The organism is Anaeromyxobacter sp. SG17 (genome assembly GCF_022690695.1).
Classification (GTDB): domain Bacteria; phylum Myxococcota; class Myxococcia; order Myxococcales; family Anaeromyxobacteraceae; genus Anaeromyxobacter; species Anaeromyxobacter soli.
The window spans coordinates 1-17,658 of record NZ_JALCYX010000028.1 but is presented as its reverse complement, the minus strand read 5'-3'; the positions used below and the strand labels follow the sequence as shown (position 1 = coordinate 17,658).

At 72.1% G+C, this 17,658-nt stretch carries 19 protein-coding genes, 1 tRNA gene and 1 pseudogene; 2 read left to right on the top strand and 19 right to left on the bottom strand.

Going from position 1 to position 17,658, the window contains the following annotated elements; all coding sequences use genetic code 11:
- From ribE to MNY60_RS12265, 16 genes are all read right to left on the bottom strand, one after another.
- Window positions 1-492, bottom strand: a complete 492-nt coding sequence (gene ribE / locus MNY60_RS12340) for a 6,7-dimethyl-8-ribityllumazine synthase (protein ID WP_242336905.1) — start codon at window positions 490-492, stop codon at window positions 1-3.
- A complete protein-coding gene (locus MNY60_RS12335) occupies window positions 489-1,766 on the bottom strand; it encodes a bifunctional 3,4-dihydroxy-2-butanone-4-phosphate synthase/GTP cyclohydrolase II (RefSeq protein ID WP_242336902.1) in 1,278 nt (425 codons plus the stop codon). Before MNY60_RS12335 ends, ribE begins: the two co-directional genes overlap by 4 nt.
- Window positions 1,763-2,410: a riboflavin synthase gene (locus MNY60_RS12330; RefSeq protein ID WP_242355649.1), complete on the bottom strand. Its 648-nt coding sequence runs from the start codon at window positions 2,408-2,410 to the stop codon at window positions 1,763-1,765. Before MNY60_RS12330 ends, MNY60_RS12335 begins: the two co-directional genes overlap by 4 nt.
- A 12-nt stretch (window positions 2,411-2,422) precedes the next feature.
- Window positions 2,423-3,619, bottom strand: coding sequence for a bifunctional diaminohydroxyphosphoribosylaminopyrimidine deaminase/5-amino-6-(5-phosphoribosylamino)uracil reductase RibD (ribD, locus tag MNY60_RS12325; RefSeq protein ID WP_242336896.1), 1,197 nt, complete (start codon window positions 3,617-3,619; stop codon window positions 2,423-2,425).
- Complete coding sequence (gene nrdR / locus MNY60_RS12320; RefSeq protein WP_242336893.1) at window positions 3,616-4,104, bottom strand: transcriptional regulator NrdR; 489 nt, start codon at window positions 4,102-4,104, stop codon at window positions 3,616-3,618. The genes ribD and nrdR overlap by 4 nt, the downstream gene beginning before the upstream one ends.
- A 57-nt stretch (window positions 4,105-4,161) precedes the next feature.
- A complete protein-coding gene (glyA, locus tag MNY60_RS12315; protein WP_242336890.1) occupies window positions 4,162-5,415 on the bottom strand; it encodes a serine hydroxymethyltransferase in 1,254 nt (417 codons plus the stop codon).
- A gap of 45 nt (window positions 5,416-5,460) precedes the next feature.
- Window positions 5,461-5,904, bottom strand: a complete 444-nt coding sequence (gene rpiB, locus MNY60_RS12310) for a ribose 5-phosphate isomerase B (protein ID WP_242336887.1) — start codon at window positions 5,902-5,904, stop codon at window positions 5,461-5,463.
- 151 nt (window positions 5,905-6,055) lie between these two features.
- Window positions 6,056-7,297, bottom strand: coding sequence for a beta-ketoacyl-ACP synthase II (gene fabF, locus MNY60_RS12305; RefSeq protein ID WP_242336884.1), 1,242 nt, complete (start codon window positions 7,295-7,297; stop codon window positions 6,056-6,058).
- A gap of 69 nt (window positions 7,298-7,366) precedes the next feature.
- Window positions 7,367-7,609 carry an acyl carrier protein gene (acpP, locus tag MNY60_RS12300; RefSeq protein ID WP_012097538.1) on the bottom strand — a complete coding sequence of 81 codons (243 nt, stop codon included), beginning with the start codon at window positions 7,607-7,609 and terminating at the stop codon, window positions 7,367-7,369.
- Window positions 7,610-7,680: 71 nt separating this feature from the next.
- A complete protein-coding gene (gene fabG / locus MNY60_RS12295; RefSeq protein ID WP_242336881.1) occupies window positions 7,681-8,430 on the bottom strand; it encodes a 3-oxoacyl-[acyl-carrier-protein] reductase in 750 nt (249 codons plus the stop codon).
- 11 nt (window positions 8,431-8,441) lie between these two features.
- A complete protein-coding gene (gene fabD, locus MNY60_RS12290) occupies window positions 8,442-9,383 on the bottom strand; it encodes an ACP S-malonyltransferase (protein WP_242336878.1) in 942 nt (313 codons plus the stop codon).
- Between the two features lie 19 nt (window positions 9,384-9,402).
- Complete coding sequence (locus MNY60_RS12285) at window positions 9,403-10,383, bottom strand: beta-ketoacyl-ACP synthase III (protein ID WP_242336876.1); 981 nt, start codon at window positions 10,381-10,383, stop codon at window positions 9,403-9,405.
- Window positions 10,384-10,397: 14 nt separating this feature from the next.
- The gene (gene plsX / locus MNY60_RS12280; protein WP_242336873.1) at window positions 10,398-11,480 is read right to left on the bottom strand and encodes a phosphate acyltransferase PlsX; all 1,083 of its coding nucleotides are present in this window, start codon (window positions 11,478-11,480) and stop codon (window positions 10,398-10,400) included.
- Between the two features lie 6 nt (window positions 11,481-11,486).
- Entirely contained in the window at window positions 11,487-11,666 is a 180-nt protein-coding gene (rpmF, locus tag MNY60_RS12275; protein WP_242336871.1) for a 50S ribosomal protein L32, read from the bottom strand.
- Between the two features lie 31 nt (window positions 11,667-11,697).
- On the bottom strand, window positions 11,698-12,258 hold the full coding sequence (locus MNY60_RS12270; protein ID WP_242336868.1) for a DUF177 domain-containing protein: 561 nt from the start codon (window positions 12,256-12,258) through the stop codon (window positions 11,698-11,700).
- A 188-nt stretch (window positions 12,259-12,446) separates the two neighbouring features.
- Entirely contained in the window at window positions 12,447-13,094 is a 648-nt protein-coding gene (locus MNY60_RS12265) for a response regulator transcription factor (RefSeq protein ID WP_242336865.1), read from the bottom strand.
- A 220-nt stretch (window positions 13,095-13,314) separates the two neighbouring features.
- Here MNY60_RS12265 and MNY60_RS12260 point away from each other — a divergent pair, with 220 nt between their 5' ends.
- Window positions 13,315-15,657: a hypothetical protein gene (locus MNY60_RS12260; RefSeq protein ID WP_242336862.1), complete on the top strand. Its 2,343-nt coding sequence runs from the start codon at window positions 13,315-13,317 to the stop codon at window positions 15,655-15,657.
- Between the two features lie 247 nt (window positions 15,658-15,904).
- Here the strand turns inward: MNY60_RS12260 and MNY60_RS12255 are convergent, their stop codons facing one another.
- The gene (locus tag MNY60_RS12255; RefSeq protein ID WP_242336859.1) at window positions 15,905-16,153 is read right to left on the bottom strand and encodes a hypothetical protein; all 249 of its coding nucleotides are present in this window, start codon (window positions 16,151-16,153) and stop codon (window positions 15,905-15,907) included.
- Between the two features lie 4 nt (window positions 16,154-16,157).
- Window positions 16,158-16,841 (bottom strand): NapC/NirT family cytochrome c, encoded by a 684-nt coding sequence (locus MNY60_RS12250; protein ID WP_242336856.1) that lies wholly within the window; start codon window positions 16,839-16,841, stop codon window positions 16,158-16,160.
- A 188-nt stretch (window positions 16,842-17,029) separates the two neighbouring features.
- Between MNY60_RS12250 and MNY60_RS12245 the strand changes: the two genes are divergently transcribed.
- A tRNA-Arg gene (locus MNY60_RS12245) sits at window positions 17,030-17,106 on the top strand.
- 64 nt (window positions 17,107-17,170) lie between these two features.
- Here MNY60_RS12245 and MNY60_RS12240 read toward each other — a convergent pair.
- Window positions 17,171-17,658 (bottom strand): annotated as a pseudogene (locus tag MNY60_RS12240) (hypothetical protein); the annotation flags it as partial.

Below are 17,658 nucleotides of genomic sequence, written 5' to 3'. Positions count from 1 at the left end.
TCACTCCGCCCGGCGCGGAGACGGGACCTTCCCCGCCTCCCTCAGCACGTTCGCCTGCTCGATGGCGGCGACGGCCGCCTCGGCACCCTTGTTGCCGGCCTTCACGCCGGCGCGCTCGAGCGCCTGCTCCATCGTGTCGCAGGTGAGGATCCCCATCGAGACCGCGCACTCGGCCTCGAGCGCGACCTGCGCGACGCCCTTCGTCGCCTCGCCGGCCACGTACTCGAAGTGCGGCGTGCCGCCCCGGATCACCGCGCCGAGCGCGACCACCGCGTCGTAGCGCCCGCTCCGCGCGACGCGCCGGAGCAGCGAGGATAGCTCGAAGGTCCCCGGGCAGCGGAACACGTCGATGTCGGCGTCCTTCACGCCGTGGCGGCGGAGCACGTCTGCCGCGCCGAGCAGGAGCTGCTCGGTGACGAGCGAGTTGAACCGCGCGACCACGAGCCCGACCTTCAGCCCGGTCGCGACGAGCGAGCCTTCGTAGAAGTTCATCGCTTCCTTCCTTTCGCACGGGACGCCGTCTTCCGCGCCGGCGCCGGGGGCGCGAGCGTGAGGAGGTGGCCCATCTTGTCCCGCTTGGTGATGAGGTACGCGCGGTTGCGGCGGGTGGCGGGCATCTCGATGGGCACGCGCTCCAGGACCTCGAGGCCGTAGCCCTCGAGCCCGATGATCTTCTTCGGGTTGTTCGTGAGCAGCCGCATCTTCCGCACGCCGAGGTCGCGGAGGATCTGCGCGCCGATGCCGTAGTCGCGCAGGTCCGGCTTGAAGCCGAGCCGCACGTTCGCCTCTGCGGTGTCGTACCCCTCGTCCTGGAGGTTGTACGCCTTGAGCTTGTTCGCGAGCCCGATCCCGCGGCCTTCCTGGTCGAGGTAGAGCAGGACGCCCTTCCCCGCGCGCTCGATCTGGCGCAGGGCCGCCTGGAGCTGCGGGCCGCAGTCGCAGCGCTCGCTCCCGAACACGTCGCCGGTGAGGCACTTCGAGTGCACGCGGACGAGCACCGCCTCGCCCTCGCGCCACTTGCCCTTCACGAGCGCGACGTGCTGATGCCGGTCGACGTCGTTCTCGTACGCCACCGCCCGGAACTCGCCGTACTCGGTCGGCAGCGGCGCGTCCGCGGCCCGCCGGACGAGCGTGTCCTTCAGCATCCGGTAGGAGATGAGGTCGGCGACCGAGACGATGGGCAGGTCGTGCTCGGCGGAGAGCTTCTCGAGCTCGGGCATCCGCGCCATCGTCCCGTCGTCGTTCATCACCTCGCAGATGACGCCCGCGGGCTTCATCCCCGCGAGCCGGGCGAGGTCCACCGAGCCCTCGGTCTGGCCGGCGCGCACGAGCACGCCGCCCTTGCGCGCGCGGAGCGGGAAGACGTGGCCCGGCCGGGCGAGATCCTCGGGGCGGGCGTCGTCGCGCACCGCGGTGAGGATCGTGTGGGCCCGGTCCTTGGCGCTGATCCCGGTGGAGACGCCCTCCTTCGCCTCGATCGACACCGTGAATGCGGTGCCGAAGGAGGAGGAGTTCGCGCTCTCGTCCACCATGAGCGGCAGGCGCAGCGCCCGGACCTTCTCCTCGGTGAGCGACAGGCAGACGAGGCCGCGCCCGTACTTCGCCATGAAGTTCACGGCGGCGGGGGTGGCCTTCTCCGCGGCCATGCAGAGATCGCCCTCGTTCTCGCGATCCTCGTCGTCCGTGAGGATCACCAGCTTGCCCGCGCGGATGTGGGCGATGGCCCGCTCCACGCGCTCCACGGCGTGCGCCGCGTGGTCCTTCACTGTCCGCTCCTCGTGCCGTAGCCCCAGCGCGAGAGGTCGGCCGCGCTGGGCCCCTCGAGCTCGCGCAGCCGCGCGACGTGCCGCGCGATGACGTCCGCCTCCAGGTTCACCTTCGTCCCCGGCCCCGCCTCGCCGAGCGTCGTGCGCGCGAGCGTCTCGGGGATGAGCGCCACCTCGAAGCGATCGCGCGTCACCGCCGCGACCGTGAGCGACACCCCGTCCACGGCGATCGAGCCCTTCTCGGCCACGAGCGGCGCGATGGCCGCGGGCAGCGAGATCGTGAGCCGCGCACCCTGCCCCTCCGGCCGGCGCTGGAGGATCTCGCCGACCGCGTCGACGTGCCCCTGCACGAGGTGCCCCCCGAGCCGCTCGCCCACCGCGAGCGCGCGCTCGAGGTTGAGCGTCGTGCCGGGGCGCCACCCGCCGAGCGTCGTCCGCGAGAGCGTCTCCGGCACCGCGTCGAACGAGACCCGGCCGCCGCCGCGCTCGACCACGGTGAGGCACGCGCCCGAGCACGCGACGCTCTCGCCGAGGACGAGCTCGTCGACGGGGAGCGTGCGGGGACGTACGGTCAGCCGAGCGCCGCCCTGCCGGGGCAGGACCGCCTCGACCACGCCTAAGTCCGCGACGAGACCGGTGAACATTCGCGGCGAATCCTAGCCCCGCCGGGGGTTTTTCGCCAACAGGCCACGCGGGCCGCGGCGGGAGGGGATTCCGGTCACGAGCACGTCGTCGCCCACCCGCTCGACGCAGACGTCGGTGAGCGAGAGCGCGTCCGCCATCCGCGCCGGCCCGCGCCCCGCGACGAGCGGGATGCCGTCGCCTCCGGCGATCTTGGGCGCGACGAAGATGGCGACCCGATCGACGAGCCCCTCCTCGAGGAAGCGCGCGTGGACCCGCGCCCCGCCCTCCACGAGCAGGTGGGTCACGCCCCGCGCCGCGAGCTGGGCGAGCAGGTCCTTGAGGTCGATCCCGCCCGCGCCCCGCTTGCAGCGGAGCAGCTCGACCTTGCGGCCGAGGTCGCGGGTGCGCGGGGCGGCGTGGGCGACGAGGGTGGGCGCGGCGGAGCGCTGGCGGAAGAGGTTCAGGTCGCCGGGGAGCGAGAGATCGGTGTCGAGGACGACGCGGAGCGGATCGCGGCCGCGGCCGCCGGGGAGCCGCGTGGTGAGGCGCGGATCGTCCGCGCGCGCGGTCCCGCTCCCGACGAGCACCGCGTCCACCCGGTCCCGCAGCCGGTGCACCCAGCGGCGGGCGGCCTCGCCCGTCACCCAGCGCGCGTCGCCGGTGCGCGTCGCGATCTTGCCGTCGAGCGTGACCGCCGCCTTGAGCGTCACGTGCGGGCGCCGCTCCGTGATGTAGGTGAACCAGTGGGCGTTGAGCTCGTCGCAGGCGTCGCGGAGCACCCCGGTCACGACCTCGACGCCGGCCGCCCGGAGGCGCGCGACCCCCTTCCCGTTCACGAGCGGGTTGGGATCCGCCGAGCCGACCACCACGCGGCGCACGCCGGCCTCGATCAGCGCGACCGAGCAGGGCGGCGTGCGGCCGAAGTGGTCGCACGGCTCGAGGGTCGTGAAGAGGTCGGCGCCGCGCGCGCGCGCGCCCGCCTCGCGCAGCGCGACCACCTCCGCGTGCGGACCGCCCGCGCGGGAGTGATGGCCGCGGGCCACCACCCGGCCGTTCTTCACGAGCACGGCGCCCACGGCCGGGTTCGGGCTGGTGCGGCCGAGCCCCTTCTCCGCCTCGCGCAGCGCGACGTCCATGAAGCGCTCGGCCACCGCGCGGTCGAAGCGGGCGGCGGTGCGGGGGGCGCGGCGCGCCGGCGTCCGGCGGCCGCCGGCGGCGACCCGGCTCATCGCGTCCCCTCTCCTCCCGGCTTGGAGCCCGGCTCCCTGCGGGCGAGCCCCTCGAGCTCCGTCATGAACTCCCCGACGTCGCGGAACGCGCGGTAGACCGACGCGAACCGGACGTACGCCACCTCGTCGAGCTTCCGCAGGCGCTGCATCACCGCCTCGCCGATCGCGACGGTGCGGATCTCCCGCTCGCCGAGCTCCTGGACCTGGCGCTCGACGCCCGCGACGAGCGCCTCGATCTGCTCCGCGGAGACCGGCCGCTTCTGGCAGGCCCGCGCGACGCCCTCGACGATCTTCTTGCGGTCGAACGGCTCGCGCCGGCCGTCCTTCTTCACGACGTGCGGCAGGATCTCCTCGATCCGCTCGTAGGTCGTGAACCGCCGAGCGCACCCCAGGCATTCCCGCCGCCGCCGGGTCGCCTGCCCCTCCTGCGCCTCGCGCGAGTCGACGACCCGATCCTCGAGGTGTCCGCACCATGGGCAGCGCATCGGCGTCTCCGCGGGCACCGCGCGGCGCGCCACGAGCGGCCGTCCGCGCGGCGATCCCTAAGTCCGGTCCTGGTACATCGGGAACTGCGCGCAGAGCGCGCGCACGTCGCCGCGCACCCCGGCGAGGACCTTCTCGTCGGCGGGCGCGTCGAGCACGCGACCGATGAGCGCGGCCACCGCCGTCATCTCGGCCGGGCCCATCCCGCGGGTCGTGAGCGCGGGGGTGCCGACGCGGATGCCCGAGGTCGTCATCGGCTTCTCGGGATCCCACGGGATCATGTTCTTGTTCACGGTGATCCCGGCCTTGCCGAGCGCCTCCTCGCCGATCTTGCCGGTGAGCTTCTTCGGGCGGAGGTCGACGAGCATGAGGTGGTTGTCGGTGCCGCCGGAGACGAGCCGCAGGCCGGCCTTCTTGAGCCCCTCCGCCAGCGCTTGCGCGTTCTCGACGATCCGCCGCTGGTACTCCTTGAAGCTCGGCTGGAGCGCCTCGTGGAACGCGACCGCCTTGGCGGCGATGACGTGCTCGAGCGGCCCGCCCTGGATGCCCGGGAAGATCTGGGAGTTGAGGATCTTGGCGTGCGCCTCGCGGGTCAGGATGAGGCCGCCGCGGGGACCGCGCAGCGTCTTGTGCGTCGTGGAGGTGACGATCTCCGCGTGCGGGACGGGGCTCGGGTGGAGCCCTGCCGCGACGAGGCCCGCGATGTGGGCCATGTCCACCACCATCGCGGCGCCGACCTCGCGGGCGATCTCGGCGAACCGGTCGAAGTGGAGCGTGCGCGGATACGCGCTCGCGCCGACCATGAGCACCTTCGGCCGGTGCTCGCGGGCGAGGCGCGCGACCTCGTCCATGTCGATCGTCTCGTCCGCCTGCTTGAGGCCGTACGGGACGATCTTGAAGAGCTTGCCGGAGAAGTTCACCGGGGAGCCGTGGGTGAGGTGCCCGCCGAAGTTGAGGCTCATGGCGAGGACCGTGTCGCCCGGCGCGGCGAGCGCGAAGTACGCCGCCATGTTGGCCTGCGAGCCCGAGTGCGGCTGGACGTTCGCGTGCTCGGCGCCGAAGAGCTGCTTCGCGCGGTCGATGGCGAGCTGCTCGACCTTGTCGACGACCTCGCAGCCGCCGTAGTAGCGCTTGCCGGGGTAACCCTCGGCGTACTTGTTCGTGAGGGTCGAGCCCATCGCCTCCATCACCGCCGGCGAGACGAAGTTCTCGCTCGCGATGAGCTCGAGCCCCTCCGCCTGGCGGCGGGTCTCCTCGCGGATGAGCTGCGCGATCTGGGGGTCGGCGTCGGCCAGGGGCTTCGTCGGCATCATCTGGAAGATCTCCTCGGGCGAGCGGCGTACATACCGCCCTGCTGCCTACTTTTCCATGTCCTTCAGCTTCTGGACGCGCCGCTCGTGGCGGCCGCCCTCGAACCGCGTCTCGAGGAACGCCTTCACGATCGCGGCGCCCAGCCCGAGCCCCACGACCCGCTCCCCGATGCAGAGGACGTTCGCGTCGTTGTGGAGCCGCGCCATGCGCGCCTCGTACTCGGAGGCGCAGTGCGCCGCGCGCGCCCCCTTGACCTTGTTCGCCGCGATCGACATGCCGATGCCGGTGCCGCACACGAGGAGCCCGAGCCGCGCGCGGCCCGCGGCCACCGCCTCGGCGACCTGGCGCGCGTAGTCGGGGTAGTCGACGCTCTCGCCCGAGAACGGGCCGAGGTCCTCGACCTCGTACCCCGCCTCGCGGGCCACCTTCACGGCCTCGGCGCGGAGCGACAGCCCCGCGTGGTCCGAGCCCGCGATCACACGTTCCGCCATGGAGTCCTCCGGAAGGGGCGGCATTCTTCCACAACCGGCCGCCCCCCGTCGCCCCCTCTCGTCGGGGCGACGGAGCGGAGCGCCCGGCGGGCGCTCGGCCTCCTGGGCGGCCGCGGTCCGCAGGGCGGGACCGGCCGCGGGTCAGCTCAACTCAGACCCGCTTGAAGATCAGCACCGCGTTCGTGCCGCCGAACCCGAAGGAGTTCGACATGGCGTAGTCGATGCGGGCCTCGCGCGCGTGGTTCGGGATGACGTCGAGCGCGCACTCGGGATCCTGCTCCTCGACGTTGATCGTCGGGGGCAGGACGCCGCGCGCGAGCGCGAGGACCGACACCACGGCCTCGAGGCCGCCGGCGGCGCCGAGCAGGTGCCCGGTCATCGACTTCGTCGACGACACCATGAGGCCCTTCCTCGCGTGCTCGCCGAACACCTTCGCGATCGCCTGGCACTCCGCCACGTCGCCCGCCGGCGTCGAGGTGCCGTGCGTGTTCACGTAGCCCACCTGGTCGGGGGAGATCCCCGCGTCGCCGAGCGCCATGCGCATCGCGCGCTGGCCGCCCTCGCCCTCGGGGGCGGGCGAGGTGATGTGGTTCGCGTCGGCGCTCGCGCCGTAGCCCACCACCTCGGCGTAGATCCGCGCCCCGCGCTGCCGCGCGTGCTCGTACTCCTCGAGGATGAGGAGGCCGGAGCCCTCGCCGGCGACGAAGCCGTCGCGGTGCTTGTCGAACGGCCGGCTCGCCTTCTCCGGCGCGTCGTTGCGCTCGGACAGCGCGCGCGCCGCGCAGAATCCGCCGATGCCGAGCGGCGTGATGGTCGCCTCGCAGCCGCCGGTGATCATCACGTCGGCGAGCCCGCGCTCGATGTAGAGCGTCGCGTCGCCGATGGAGTGGTTGCCGGTCGCGCAGGCGGACACGGGCGAGAAGTTCGGGCCCTTCATCCCGTACTTCAGGCTGATCTGGCCGGGCGCGAGGTTGATGATGAGGCTCGGGATGAAGAAGGGGCCGATCTTCCGGACGCCCTTCTCGAGGAAGGTCTTGTGCTCCTCCTCGATCGTGCCGAGGCCGCCGATGCCGGCGCCGACGATGGCGCCCACCCGCTCCGCGTTCACCTTCGCCATGTCGAGGCCGGCGTCCTTCATCGCCATGTCGGCCGCGGCGAGCGCGAACTGGATGAAGCGGTCGTTGCGGCGCGCCTCCTTGCGATCCATGAACTTCGTCGGATCGAAGCCCTTCACCTCGCCCGCGATGCGGGTGGGGAAGGTGGACGCGTCGAACAGGGTGATCGGCCCGATGCCGCTCTTTCCCGCGACGAGCGCGGCCCACGACTCGTCCACCCCGATGCCCACGGGGGAGACGAGACCGAGCCCGGTGACGACGACACGGCGCCTGGTCATGCTGTTCACCTCGATGGAGAAGCTTGAGCTGCGCCCCGGGCGCGGAGGCCCGGGGTCCTGGTCTCGCGTCTACTTCTTGTGGGTCGTGATGTAGTTCACCGCGTCCTGGACGGTCTTGATGTTCTCCGCCTCCTCGTCCGGGATCTCGACCTCGAACTCCTCCTCCATCGCCATGACGAGCTCGACGATGTCGAGCGAGTCCGCGCCGAGGTCCTCGATGAAGCTGGACGTGATCTTGATCTCGTCCTCGCCCACGCCCAGCTGGTCCGCGATGATGTTCTTCACCTTCTGCTCGACGTTCGCCGTGGTCATGTTCCGTTCCTCCTGGTTGTGAAGCCGTGAAGCCGTGAAGCCGTTGAAGCGCCGCGCCGCAAATGGCGAGGCTACATGTACATGCCGCCGTTGACCCGCAGGACCTCGCCGGTCACGTACGACGCCAGATCGCTCGCGAGGAACGCCACCGCGTTCGCGACGTCCTCCGCGGTGCCGAGCCGCGCGAGCGGGATGAGCTCCTGCAGCTTGGTCTTCGCGGCCTCGGGCAGCGCCGCGGTCATGTCCGTCTCGATGTAGCCCGGCGCCACCGCGTTCACGCGGACGTTGCGCGAGGCGAGCTCGCGGGCGACGGACTTGGTGAGCCCGATGAGGCCGGCCTTCGTCGCCGCGTAGGCGGCCTGCCCGGCGTTGCCCATCTCGCCGACCACCGAGGTGAGGTTCACGATCGAGCCGCCGCGCGCCTTCATCATGGGGCGCGTGACGGCGCGCGTGAGGTTGAACGCGCCGGTGAGGTTCACCTGGAGCTGCCGGTTCCAGTCCTCGTCCTTCAGGCGCATGACGAGCTGGTCGACCGCGATGCCCGCGTTGTTCACGAGCACGTGCAGCCCGCCGAGCTCCGCGACCACGTCCTCGACCGCCTGGTTGCACGCGGCGGGATCGGCGACGTCGAACCGGTAGAGCTTCGCCCGCGGCGCGCCCGCCCGCTGGACGAGCTCGAGCGCCTCGGCCGCGGCGGCCTCGTTGCCCGCGTAGTTGAGCGCGACGCTCGCGCCGCCCTTCGCGAGCGCGACGGCGATGGCGCGGCCGATGCCGCGCGAGGCGCCGGTGACGAGCGCGGTCTTCCCGGTGAAGTCGAACATCCCGTCTCCTCTCAGGCCCGCAGCGCCGCGAGCGTCTTCTCGAGCGACGCGCCGTCCTCGACGTTCCACACCTCGAGGGATTTGTCGATGCGCTTCGCGAGGCCGGCGAGGACCTTCCCCGGTCCGACCTCGACGACGCGGGTGACGCCCTGGCGCGCGAGCTCCTCGACGCACTCGATCCAGCGCACCGGCGCCGTCACCTGCTCCACGAGCAGGGGCACGATGCGCGCCGCGTCCTCGCTGGGCTTCGCCTCGACGTTCGTCACCACCGGGCAGCGCGGCGCCTTCCACGGGATGGCCCGCAGCACCGGCTCGAGCCGCGCCTTCACGGGCGCCATGAGCGCCGAGTGGAAGGGGGCGGACACGGGGAGCGGCAGCACGCGCTTCGCCCCCGCCTCCTTGAGGCGCACGCCGGCCTTCTCCACCGCGCCCGCGGCGCCGGCGATGACGGTCTGGGCGGGCTCGTTGTAGTTGGCGGGCGAGACGACCTCGCCGGTCTCGGCGGCCACCGCGGCGCAGATCTCCCGCACCTTAGCCGGGTCGAGGCCGAGCACCGCGCTCATCGCGCCGTGCCCGGCCGGCACCGCCTCCTGCATGAACGTGCCGCGCGCGCGGACCGCCGCCGCGGCCTCGGCGGCGCCGCAGGCGCCCGCCGCGACGAGCGCGGAGTACTCGCCGAGCGAGTGGCCGGCCACGAGGTCGGGCGCGATCCCCCGCGCCGCGAGCACCGCCGCCGCCGCCGCGGAGACCGTCAGGATCGAGGGCTGGGTGTTGGCGGTGAGGCGGAGCCGATCCTCCGGACCCTCGAAGCAGAGCGCGGAGAGCCGCTCGCCGAGCGCGGCGTCGACCGCGTCGAACACGGCGCGCGCCTCCGGGAACCGGTCGTGGAGATCCTTGCCCATGCCCACGGCCTGCGAGCCCTGGCCGGGGAAGACGAACGCGAGCTTGCCCATCTTCGTGCGGTCTCCTCGCCTACCACCGGACGACGCTGGCGCCCCACGCCATGCCGCCGCCGATGGCCATCATCAGGATCACGTCGCCGCTCTTGAACCAGCCGGCGCGGTTCGCCTCGTCGAGCGTCATGGGGACGCTGGCCGCCGAGGTGTTGCCGTACTTCTCGAGGTTCATCCAGCACTTCGAGGCCGGGATCTCGAGCCGCGAGAGGGTCGCGTCCAGGATCCGCTTGTTGGCCTGGTGCGCGATGACCCAGGTCACGTCGTCGGTGGTGAGCTGCTCGGCGGCGAGCACCTCCTGGCAGCTCTCCACGAGCGCGCGCACCGCGATCTTGAACACCTCGCGGCCGTTCATCTTCACGAAGTGCGACTTCTCGCGGATGAGCTTCTCCGAGATCGGCTCGCGCGACCCGCCGCCGGGCTGCAGCAGGATCGGCACGAGCGAGCCGTCGGTGTGGAGGCGCGTCGTGAGGATGCCGCGCTTGGGGTCGGTGCTCGGCTTCAGCACCATGGCGCCCGCGCCGTCGCCGAAGAGGATGCAGGTGTTGCGATCCGTCCAGTCCGTGATGCGCGTGAGCGTGTCCGCGCCGACCACGAGCGCGTTGTTCACCGCGCCGCTCGCGACGAAGCGATCGGCGACGGAGAGCGCGTAGAGCGAGCCCGCGCACGCGGCGGAGAGGTCGAACGCGAAGGCCTTCTTGTTGCCGAGCCGGCCCTGGAGCACCGCCGCCGTGGACGGGAACGGATAGTCGGGGGTCACGGTGCCGACCACGATCAGCTCGACGTCCTTGGGGTCGAGCGCGGCCGCCTCGAGCGCGCGGATGGACGCCTTCACGGCGAGGTCGCTCGTCGCCTCCTCGGGCGCCGCGATGTGCCGCTCCCGGATGCCGGTCCGCTCGACGATCCAGTCGTCGCTCGTCTGGACCATCTTCTCCAGGTCGCTGTTCGTGAGGACCTTCTCGGGCGTGTAAGAGCCGGTACCGGCGATGAACGAGCGCATCTCTACCTTTCGGATCAGGCGTCGTGCGACGAGGCGCGGCGCGGGGGGGTGGACGCCTTCTCGGCGCGGTCGGCGGCGCGCTCGAGGAGCGACTCCGCGGGCGCGACTGCCCGGGCGATCTCGTCGGTGAAGCGGGTGCGGGCCGCGTCGCGGGCGCGGCGGATGGCGTTCTCGACGGCCAGCGCGTCCGACCGGCCGTGGGAGATGAAGCCGACGCCGTTCACGCCCACGAGCGGCGCGCCCCCCACCTCGCGCCAGTCGAGGCGTTTCTTCATCCCGTCGAGCGCGGCCTTCGAGAGGAGGCCGCCCAGGCTCGACACCGCCGTCGAGCGGAGGGCGCGCTTCAGGTACTCGCCGACCACCTTGGCGGTGCCCTCCATGGTCTTCAGGGCGACGTTGCCGGTGAAGCCGTCCGTGACGATGACGTCCACCTCGCCGGTGAGGAGGTCGCGCCCCTCGCAGTAGCCGACGAAGTGGATGGGCGCCTCACGGAGCGCGGCCGCCGCGGCGCGGGTGAGCTCGGTGCCCTTCGACTCCTCCTCGCCGTTCGCGAGGATGGCGACCTTCGGGCGGGCCACGCCGACCACGCGGCGCGCGTAGACCTCGCCCATGAGCGCGAACTGCACGAGGTGGATGGGCTTGCAGTCCACCACCGCGCCCATGTCGAGCAGGATCGAGGCGCCCTTCAGCGCGGGCAGGACCGAGATGATCGCCGGCCGCTCCACGCCCTCCGGACGGCCGAGCACGAAGATCGCGCCCGCCATCACCGCGCCCGAGTTGCCGGCCGACACCATCGCGCTCGCCCTGCCCGCCTTCACGAGCTCGAAGCAGACGCGGATGGAGTTGTCGCGCTTGCGGCGCATCGCCTGGCCGGGGTGGTCGTGCATCTCGACCACCTCGCCCGCGTGATGCACCTCGATGGGCAGCGCGTGCCCGGCGCGGTGGCGAGCGAGCTCCTCACGCACGCGCGCTTCAGGGCCGACCAGGATGACGGCCAGCCCCTTACGCGCTGCGTTAATGGCACCTTGTACGATCGCGCCCGGGGCGTGGTCGCCCCCCATCGCATCCACGGCGACGGGCGCGATCTTCTCGACCATCGGGGCTTACGTCGCCTCGGTGATCTGCTCGCCCTTGTACGTCCCGCAGGACGGGCAGGCGCGGTGCGAGAGCACGGGCTCCTTGCACTTCGGGCACTTCGTGACGTTCGCGGCCTTGATCTTGAAATTGGCCGCGCGACGGCGGTCGCGGCGCATGCTGCTCGTACGCTTCTTCGGGACACCCACGGCGTGCTCCTTTGGCTTCTCGTGCGGCCGCTTAAAGCTTCACGTTCTTGAGGCCCGCCCAGCGCGGATCCGGAACGTGGCGATCGCAGCCGCACTCGCGATCGTTCAGATTGGCCCCGCACACGGGGCAGAGTCCTTTGCAGCCCTCGCCGCACACCGGGTACCCCGGCAGCGCGAGGAGGAGCTGTTCGCGGAGGATCGGGTCGAGATCGATGGTCTTGCCCGAGTACGTGTCCTCCTCCGCATCATCGAGATCGAAGCTCCCGGCGGTCGGGCCGGTGTTCGAGTCCTTCGCAGCGCGCGCCTCGTCGCCGTACTGGTCGGCCGGGACGAGCGTGACCTCGAAGTCGACCGGGACGTCGATGGAGACGGGGCCGAGGCAGCGGCCACACGCCGCCGAGAGCTCGGCCTTCACGTGCCCGTCGATGCGGACGCGCCGCTCGATCTTGTCGAGCTTCGCCTCCACGTGAGCAGGGCCACGCGCGCGATATCCCGCGCGTTCTCCCGACACCAGCTCGTCGACCTGCTCGCGGGCCACGTCCCAGCTACGCCGGAGTCCGGCCTCCTTGATTTCGTCAATGTTGACGCGCATTTACAACGCTTCCCGAGACCAAAAAAGGGCCTCATTATAGGGGTCGATCAGGCGAAGTCAAGGCGCGCCGAGCCACGGCGCGCGCCGACCGCCGCCCCTTCTCGCCGAAGGAGACGACCTACTTAACCCCCGCGCGAGCCTACTTCATCGCGGCGCGAGGGGCCGAACCTCCGGGCGAGGCCCCGGGATCAGGGCTTCACGAGGCCGCGCGCGACGGCGAGGAGCGCCGCCTCGGCCTTCGTGGAGACGTCCATCTTCTCGTAGATCCGCTTCACGTAGGTCTGGACCGTCCCCTCGGCGATGCCCAGCGCCTGCGCCACGTCGGCGTAGGTGTGGCCGTGCACGAGGAGCTGGAGGACCTCGAGCTCGCGCTTCGACAGCGCCGGGCCGTCCTTGGCCTTCTGGTCCGGCGGATCGCCGCGCAGCTCGGACAGCAGCACCTTCGCGGCGCGCGGGCTGATGGGCGCGGCGTCGCCGGTCAGCACGTCCTCGACCGCCCGGGTGAGCTCGGCGGCGTGGAAGGGCTTCAGGATGTAGCCGGCCGCGCCGGCGCGCATGGCGCCGAGGACGCGGGCGGGGATGTCGACGGCGGTGAGCGCGATGCAGGCGGTCTTGGGCAGCTCGTGGCGAATTGTCGCGATCACGTCCTCGCCGCTCATCTTCGGAAGCCCGAGATCGACGAGCGCCACGTCCGGCTTCTCCCGGCGAGCGAGCGTCACCCCGTCCTCTCCGGTGGCCGCGGTGCCGCAGACCTCGAATCCGTGCGACGTGAGAACCTGCGCGATGAGCCTAGAGACCGCCTCGTCGTCCTCGACCGCGATCGCCCGGATAGCCATGCTCCCCCACCTTCACACGGAGGTGGACCCCCCACCTTCCGGAAAAACCCGCTCATAAGTAGCAGCCCTGCGCGCAGGGGGTCAAGAAACCCACCCCCCCGCAGAGATGGCACCCTGGAGACCCATCGCCTACCCGTCCGCACACGGAAGTACCTGACACCAAATGGAAATCTCCACAGAGCTGTGTCAGGTTGCTCGCCTGGTCGTCCAGGAGGCTTTCATGCGAAGCGGACACGCTCGGCTCGGGCTGCTCGTCGCTGCCCTCACCTCATTCATCCTCGCCTGCAGCTCCGGCGGTGGCGGCGGCAGTACCTCGTGCAAGGGACTAGACGCCGCTTGCACGGCGGCCTCCGACTGCTGCGCGGGCAGCACTTGCGGTGGCGCGGGCGTCTGCGTCCCCGCGGGGCAGTGTTCGCCAGACGGCGCCGCGTGCGCCGGCCCGGCCGATTGTTGCTCGAACACCTGCCCGGGCGGCGTCTGCGGCGGCACCTGCAAGGCGGTCGCCCAGCCCTGCACGGCCCCCTCGGATTGCTGCTCGAACTCGTGCGGCTCGGGCATCTGCACCGAGCCCCCCGGTCCTGGCGGCTGCTTCGCTCTCGGCGCGAGCTGCGCCGCGCCGAGCGAGTGCTGCACGGGCACGTGCACTGCCGGTAAGTGCGCGGAGCCGACGACGCCCGGCTGCTTCGCTGAAGGCGTCGCCTGCACGCAGGACGGCGCGTGCTGCTCCGCGAACTGCGTCGACGGGGCGTGCGCTCCGTCGGGGTTCTGCAAGGAGCCGGGCCAGGCGTGCGCGAACGCCGGCGAGTGCTGCTCACGCACCTGCACGGGCGGCGCGTGCTCCCAGACCGTCTGCAAGCAGGCCGGGACGGCGGTCGCCGACGCGTCGCAGTGCTGCTCCGAGTACGCGGAGCTCCTGAACGGCACGCTCACCTGCGCGAAGCTCCCCTCCGGCAGCACCGGCTACACCTGCACCACGCTCGGTGAGGCCTGTACGGCGGCGCTGGAGTGCTGCTCGCGCAACTGCCAGGGCGGCACCTGCGCCGCGGCCTACTCCTGCCACGCCCCGGGCGACCTCTGCACGCGCACGGAGGACTGCTGCTCCGGGCTCTGCAGCGCGACGGGCGGAGCCCCGGGCCGCTGCGAGGACGCGCCGGGCGGCTGCACGCAGGACGGCGTGCCCTGCGACAACGACTCGAACTGCTGCACGCGCAAGTGCGTCGACCTCGGCAGCGGCACGCGGGTGTGCCAGCCCGCCGGCGGCTGCCGCATGACGGGCAACTACTGCGACGGCGACGCCTCGTGCTGCAACATCAACCAGCTCGTCGCGCCTTCGCAGGCGATCCACTGCGATCCCGCCGATCACACCTGTGACAACGGCGGATCGTGCAACCCGCCGGGGAACATCTGCGGCGCCTTCGGCGACAACGCCTCCCAGAACTGCTGCGTCCCCGACGGAGCGACCGGGGTGAAGTTCAACGGGAGCGGCAAGCTCGTCTGCAAGCTCGACATGAACAACGTCGCGCGCTGCTTCGGCTCGCCGCCGGGCGGCGGCACCGGGACGAACTGCCCGACGGGCTACGACGGGTCGAACCCGCTCTGCTGCATGGCGCCGGGCGACATCTGCCAGTTCCGCGACCAGTGCTGCGGGTTCGCGCCCTGCGTGCCCGACTCCCAGGGCGTGCTCCGCTGCGCGGACACGAACTCCTGCAAGCCGCGCGGGACGCTCTGCACCGGCACGAGCGACACGAGCTGCTGCGAGGGCACCACCTGCCAGCTCGTCAGCGAGATCGGCTACCTCTGCACCGACACCGCGCCGCCGCCGCCGCAGTGCATCCTGGACGGCGCTTCCTGCACGGCGAACACGACCGGCTGCTGCGGCGGCCCCGGCGCCTGCGTCGCCGGGACCTGCAACGCGTGCGCGCCGAATGGCAACACCTGCCAGACGGACGGTCAGTGCTGCTCCGGGACGTGTGACGCTGGCGTCTGCCGCACGCCGTGCCAGGGCACCTCCGCGAGCTGCACCGTCGGCGGCGACTGCTGCTCCGGGCTCTCCTGCGACATCCCGCCGGGCGCGACCGCCGGAACCTGCGGCACGACCGGTACCCTCTGCGCGGCCACCGGCCAGGCCTGCGCCGCCAGCGCGGACTGCTGCAACACGCCCAGCGAGCAGTGTCTCGGTGGCGTGTGCGCCGTCCCGCCCCCGAGCTGCTCCGGGGTCGCGCTGCCCTGCGCGACCAACGGCGACTGCTGCACGGGCCTGTCGTGCAACCTGACGACGGGCGCCTGCGAGGCGCCGGTCTGCGCCAACACGGGCACCTCCTGCAACACGACCTCGGGATGCTGCGCGACCGACGACGTGTGCGCGCTCGCGTCGAACACGGCGCAGCCCTGCACCGACGGCTCGAGCTGCGTCTGCGTCAAGCCCGCGGTCTGCGCGCCGCTCGGTCAGGCGTGCTCGCCGACGCCGGGCTGCTGCAACGGCGTGTGCGTCAACCAGGCGAACACGACCCAGCGCTGCGATCCGACGACCGGCATGAACTGCGTCTGCGTGGGAATCGGCTAGCGCCACCAGAAGTCGTCGTACGAACGGCCGCTCGCGCTCGACGCGCGGGCGGCCGTTCTCTTTCTGGAGGTCGCGGTTTCCGGTCCGGCGGGCGGCGATGTCGCGGCGGCGGTCAGAAGTCTCGAGGTCGGGGTCGAGGTCGGGGTCGGGGTCTCGCCCTGAAACGCCGACGGCCGCTCCCGCGCGTGCGCGGGGCGGCCGTCCGTGAGGCTTGAGCCCAGGCCGACGCCTGGCGCCTGTGGCTGCATCAGGACTGCGGGCGGTCCCCTCCGCCGAGCGCCTCGTCCTCGCCGACGCCCTGGAGGTCGAGCGCGATCGCGAGGAGGTACAGCGCCAGCGAGGAGGTGCCGAAGAGCTGGCCGAGGCTCATCGCGAGGACGAGCAGCAGCGGCGACGGCCAGAACAGGCCGGCGACCATGAGGCCGAGCGCGACGAGCGTGAGGACCGCGGAGACGTTGACGAGGCGGCGGACGGTGATCTTCGAGAGTCCGATCACGGCGCTACTCCTTCTTCTCGCCGGCGGCGGACGCCGTGGGCGCGCGGCCGTTGCCGCCGTGGTTGAACGAGCGCGGGTGGACCTGGGCGCCGCCGTGGCAGTCGATGCAGCCCGCGTCGCCCTTGCGGAGGTCCTCGATCATCCCGGCGTGCTCCTCGCGAGCGAGCCAGTTCGGCGCGGTCGTCGAGTGGCAGCGGGTGCAGCTCCCGTTCTTGAACGGCTTGTAGAGGTGGATGCGCGGCCCCTTCTCGCCGTAGGGGCCCGAGCTCGCGTACTCGGTGATGTAATAGTAGAGGTGCTTGAGCCCGTTCAGCTTGGTCGTCATCGCGCCGAACAGGGCGTAGTCGGCGTGGCACGTGTAGCAGCTCTCGCCGCCGAAGGTCGCGTTGCGGCTGTGGATCGCCGCGAGGCTGTTCGACCTCGGGTCCGCCGCGTCCTCGGTGTACGGGAGCATCACGTGGCAGGAGCTACAGAACTCGCGCTTCAGCGTGTACTCGAACCCGGAGACGTTGCCGGTGAGCGCGACGCCGATCGGCATCACGCCGAGCCCGAAGAGCAGCAGCACCTTCGTGAGCCGCCCGAGCGGCGGCCGCTTCACGAGGTACCAGATGATGATGAGGGCGGCGATGGCGGCGGCCGCGACCGCCGTCAGCTTGAGGAGCTGCTCGAGCGAGTTGATCTCTTGCACGGTCGGTTTTGCTACCATGTGGGTCCGGGCACTTCAAGGCGGAACCGCGTCATTTTGCCGCGCCTGCGAGGAGTCCCCCCTCCCGCCCCGGCCCCGGGTGCCGTTCCGGAGAGGATCGCGCGCGATCACGCAGCGCCGCGAACTCCTTGCCTTTCCGCCCCACCTGCACTAGATACGGCGGCTCGCAAGCGCGGTTAGCTCAGCTGGATAGAGCGTCGGCCTCCGGAGCCGAAGGCCACAGGTTCGAATCCTGTACCGCGCGCCACTCAGAGAGGCCCGTCCCAGCGGCATTCATGCCCGGGGACGGGCCTCTCGCTTTCGAGGGAGCGTCAGTCCGCCGGCGTGCCCTGCTCCGCCACGGCAGGCACGCGCGTCGCGACCTCTCCGCCCTCGAGCGCAGCGGGGAGCGCCTCCGTGGCGACGGCCGCCGCGGTCGCTTCGTCCGCCTCTTCGGGCGCCGGCTCCGTGGCCTCGCGCGACGGCACGGGGGCCTCGACGAGGGCATCGAAGACGGCGTCGAACGGGTCCTCCACCGTACCGGCGGCGGGCTCCCCGGAGGCCTCGGCCTCCTCGGCCGCGGTGCTGCTGTCCTCGGGGCGAGAAGCGGCGAGCTCGGCAGGGCGAGCCGCCTCGCGCGTCGCCGCCGCGGCGACTGGAGCGGATTCGCGGGACCCGGCGCTCGCCCCGTCGCGGCGCGGCGTGGGCTGCGACCGCCCCGCGCTGCCCGGGGTCGGCGCGGGCGAGGCGGGCGCCGGCAGCGCACGAGCCTCGGCGGCCGCGATCGTCGGTGCGCCGCCTCCGGCCACGACCGCCAGCG

What these genes read in the sequence shown, in the direction of transcription:
- ribE (WP_242336905.1), bottom strand. Translation starts at nt 492, where the DNA reads ATGAACTTCTACGAAGGCTCGCTCGTCGCGACCGGGCTGAAGGTCGGG.
- MNY60_RS12330 (WP_242355649.1), bottom strand. Translation starts at nt 2,410, where the DNA reads ATGTTCACCGGTCTCGTCGCGGACTTAGGCGTGGTCGAGGCGGTCCTG.
- ribD (WP_242336896.1), bottom strand. Translation starts at nt 3,619, where the DNA reads ATGAGCCGGGTCGCCGCCGGCGGCCGCCGGACGCCGGCGCGCCGCGCC.
- nrdR (WP_242336893.1), bottom strand. Translation starts at nt 4,104, where the DNA reads ATGCGCTGCCCATGGTGCGGACACCTCGAGGATCGGGTCGTCGACTCG.
- glyA (WP_242336890.1), bottom strand. Translation starts at nt 5,415, where the DNA reads ATGATGCCGACGAAGCCCCTGGCCGACGCCGACCCCCAGATCGCGCAG.
- rpiB (WP_242336887.1), bottom strand. Translation starts at nt 5,904, where the DNA reads ATGGCGGAACGTGTGATCGCGGGCTCGGACCACGCGGGGCTGTCGCTC.
- fabF (WP_242336884.1), bottom strand. Translation starts at nt 7,297, where the DNA reads ATGACCAGGCGCCGTGTCGTCGTCACCGGGCTCGGTCTCGTCTCCCCC.
- acpP (WP_012097538.1), bottom strand. Translation starts at nt 7,609, where the DNA reads ATGACCACGGCGAACGTCGAGCAGAAGGTGAAGAACATCATCGCGGAC.
- fabG (WP_242336881.1), bottom strand. Translation starts at nt 8,430, where the DNA reads ATGTTCGACTTCACCGGGAAGACCGCGCTCGTCACCGGCGCCTCGCGC.
- fabD (WP_242336878.1), bottom strand. Translation starts at nt 9,383, where the DNA reads ATGGGCAAGCTCGCGTTCGTCTTCCCCGGCCAGGGCTCGCAGGCCGTG.
- MNY60_RS12285 (WP_242336876.1), bottom strand. Translation starts at nt 10,383, where the DNA reads ATGCGCTCGTTCATCGCCGGTACCGGCTCTTACACGCCCGAGAAGGTC.
- plsX (WP_242336873.1), bottom strand. Translation starts at nt 11,480, where the DNA reads ATGGTCGAGAAGATCGCGCCCGTCGCCGTGGATGCGATGGGGGGCGAC.
- MNY60_RS12270 (WP_242336868.1), bottom strand. Translation starts at nt 12,258, where the DNA reads ATGCGCGTCAACATTGACGAAATCAAGGAGGCCGGACTCCGGCGTAGC.
- MNY60_RS12265 (WP_242336865.1), bottom strand. Translation starts at nt 13,094, where the DNA reads ATGGCTATCCGGGCGATCGCGGTCGAGGACGACGAGGCGGTCTCTAGG.
- MNY60_RS12260 (WP_242336862.1), top strand. Translation starts at nt 13,315, where the DNA reads ATGCGAAGCGGACACGCTCGGCTCGGGCTGCTCGTCGCTGCCCTCACC.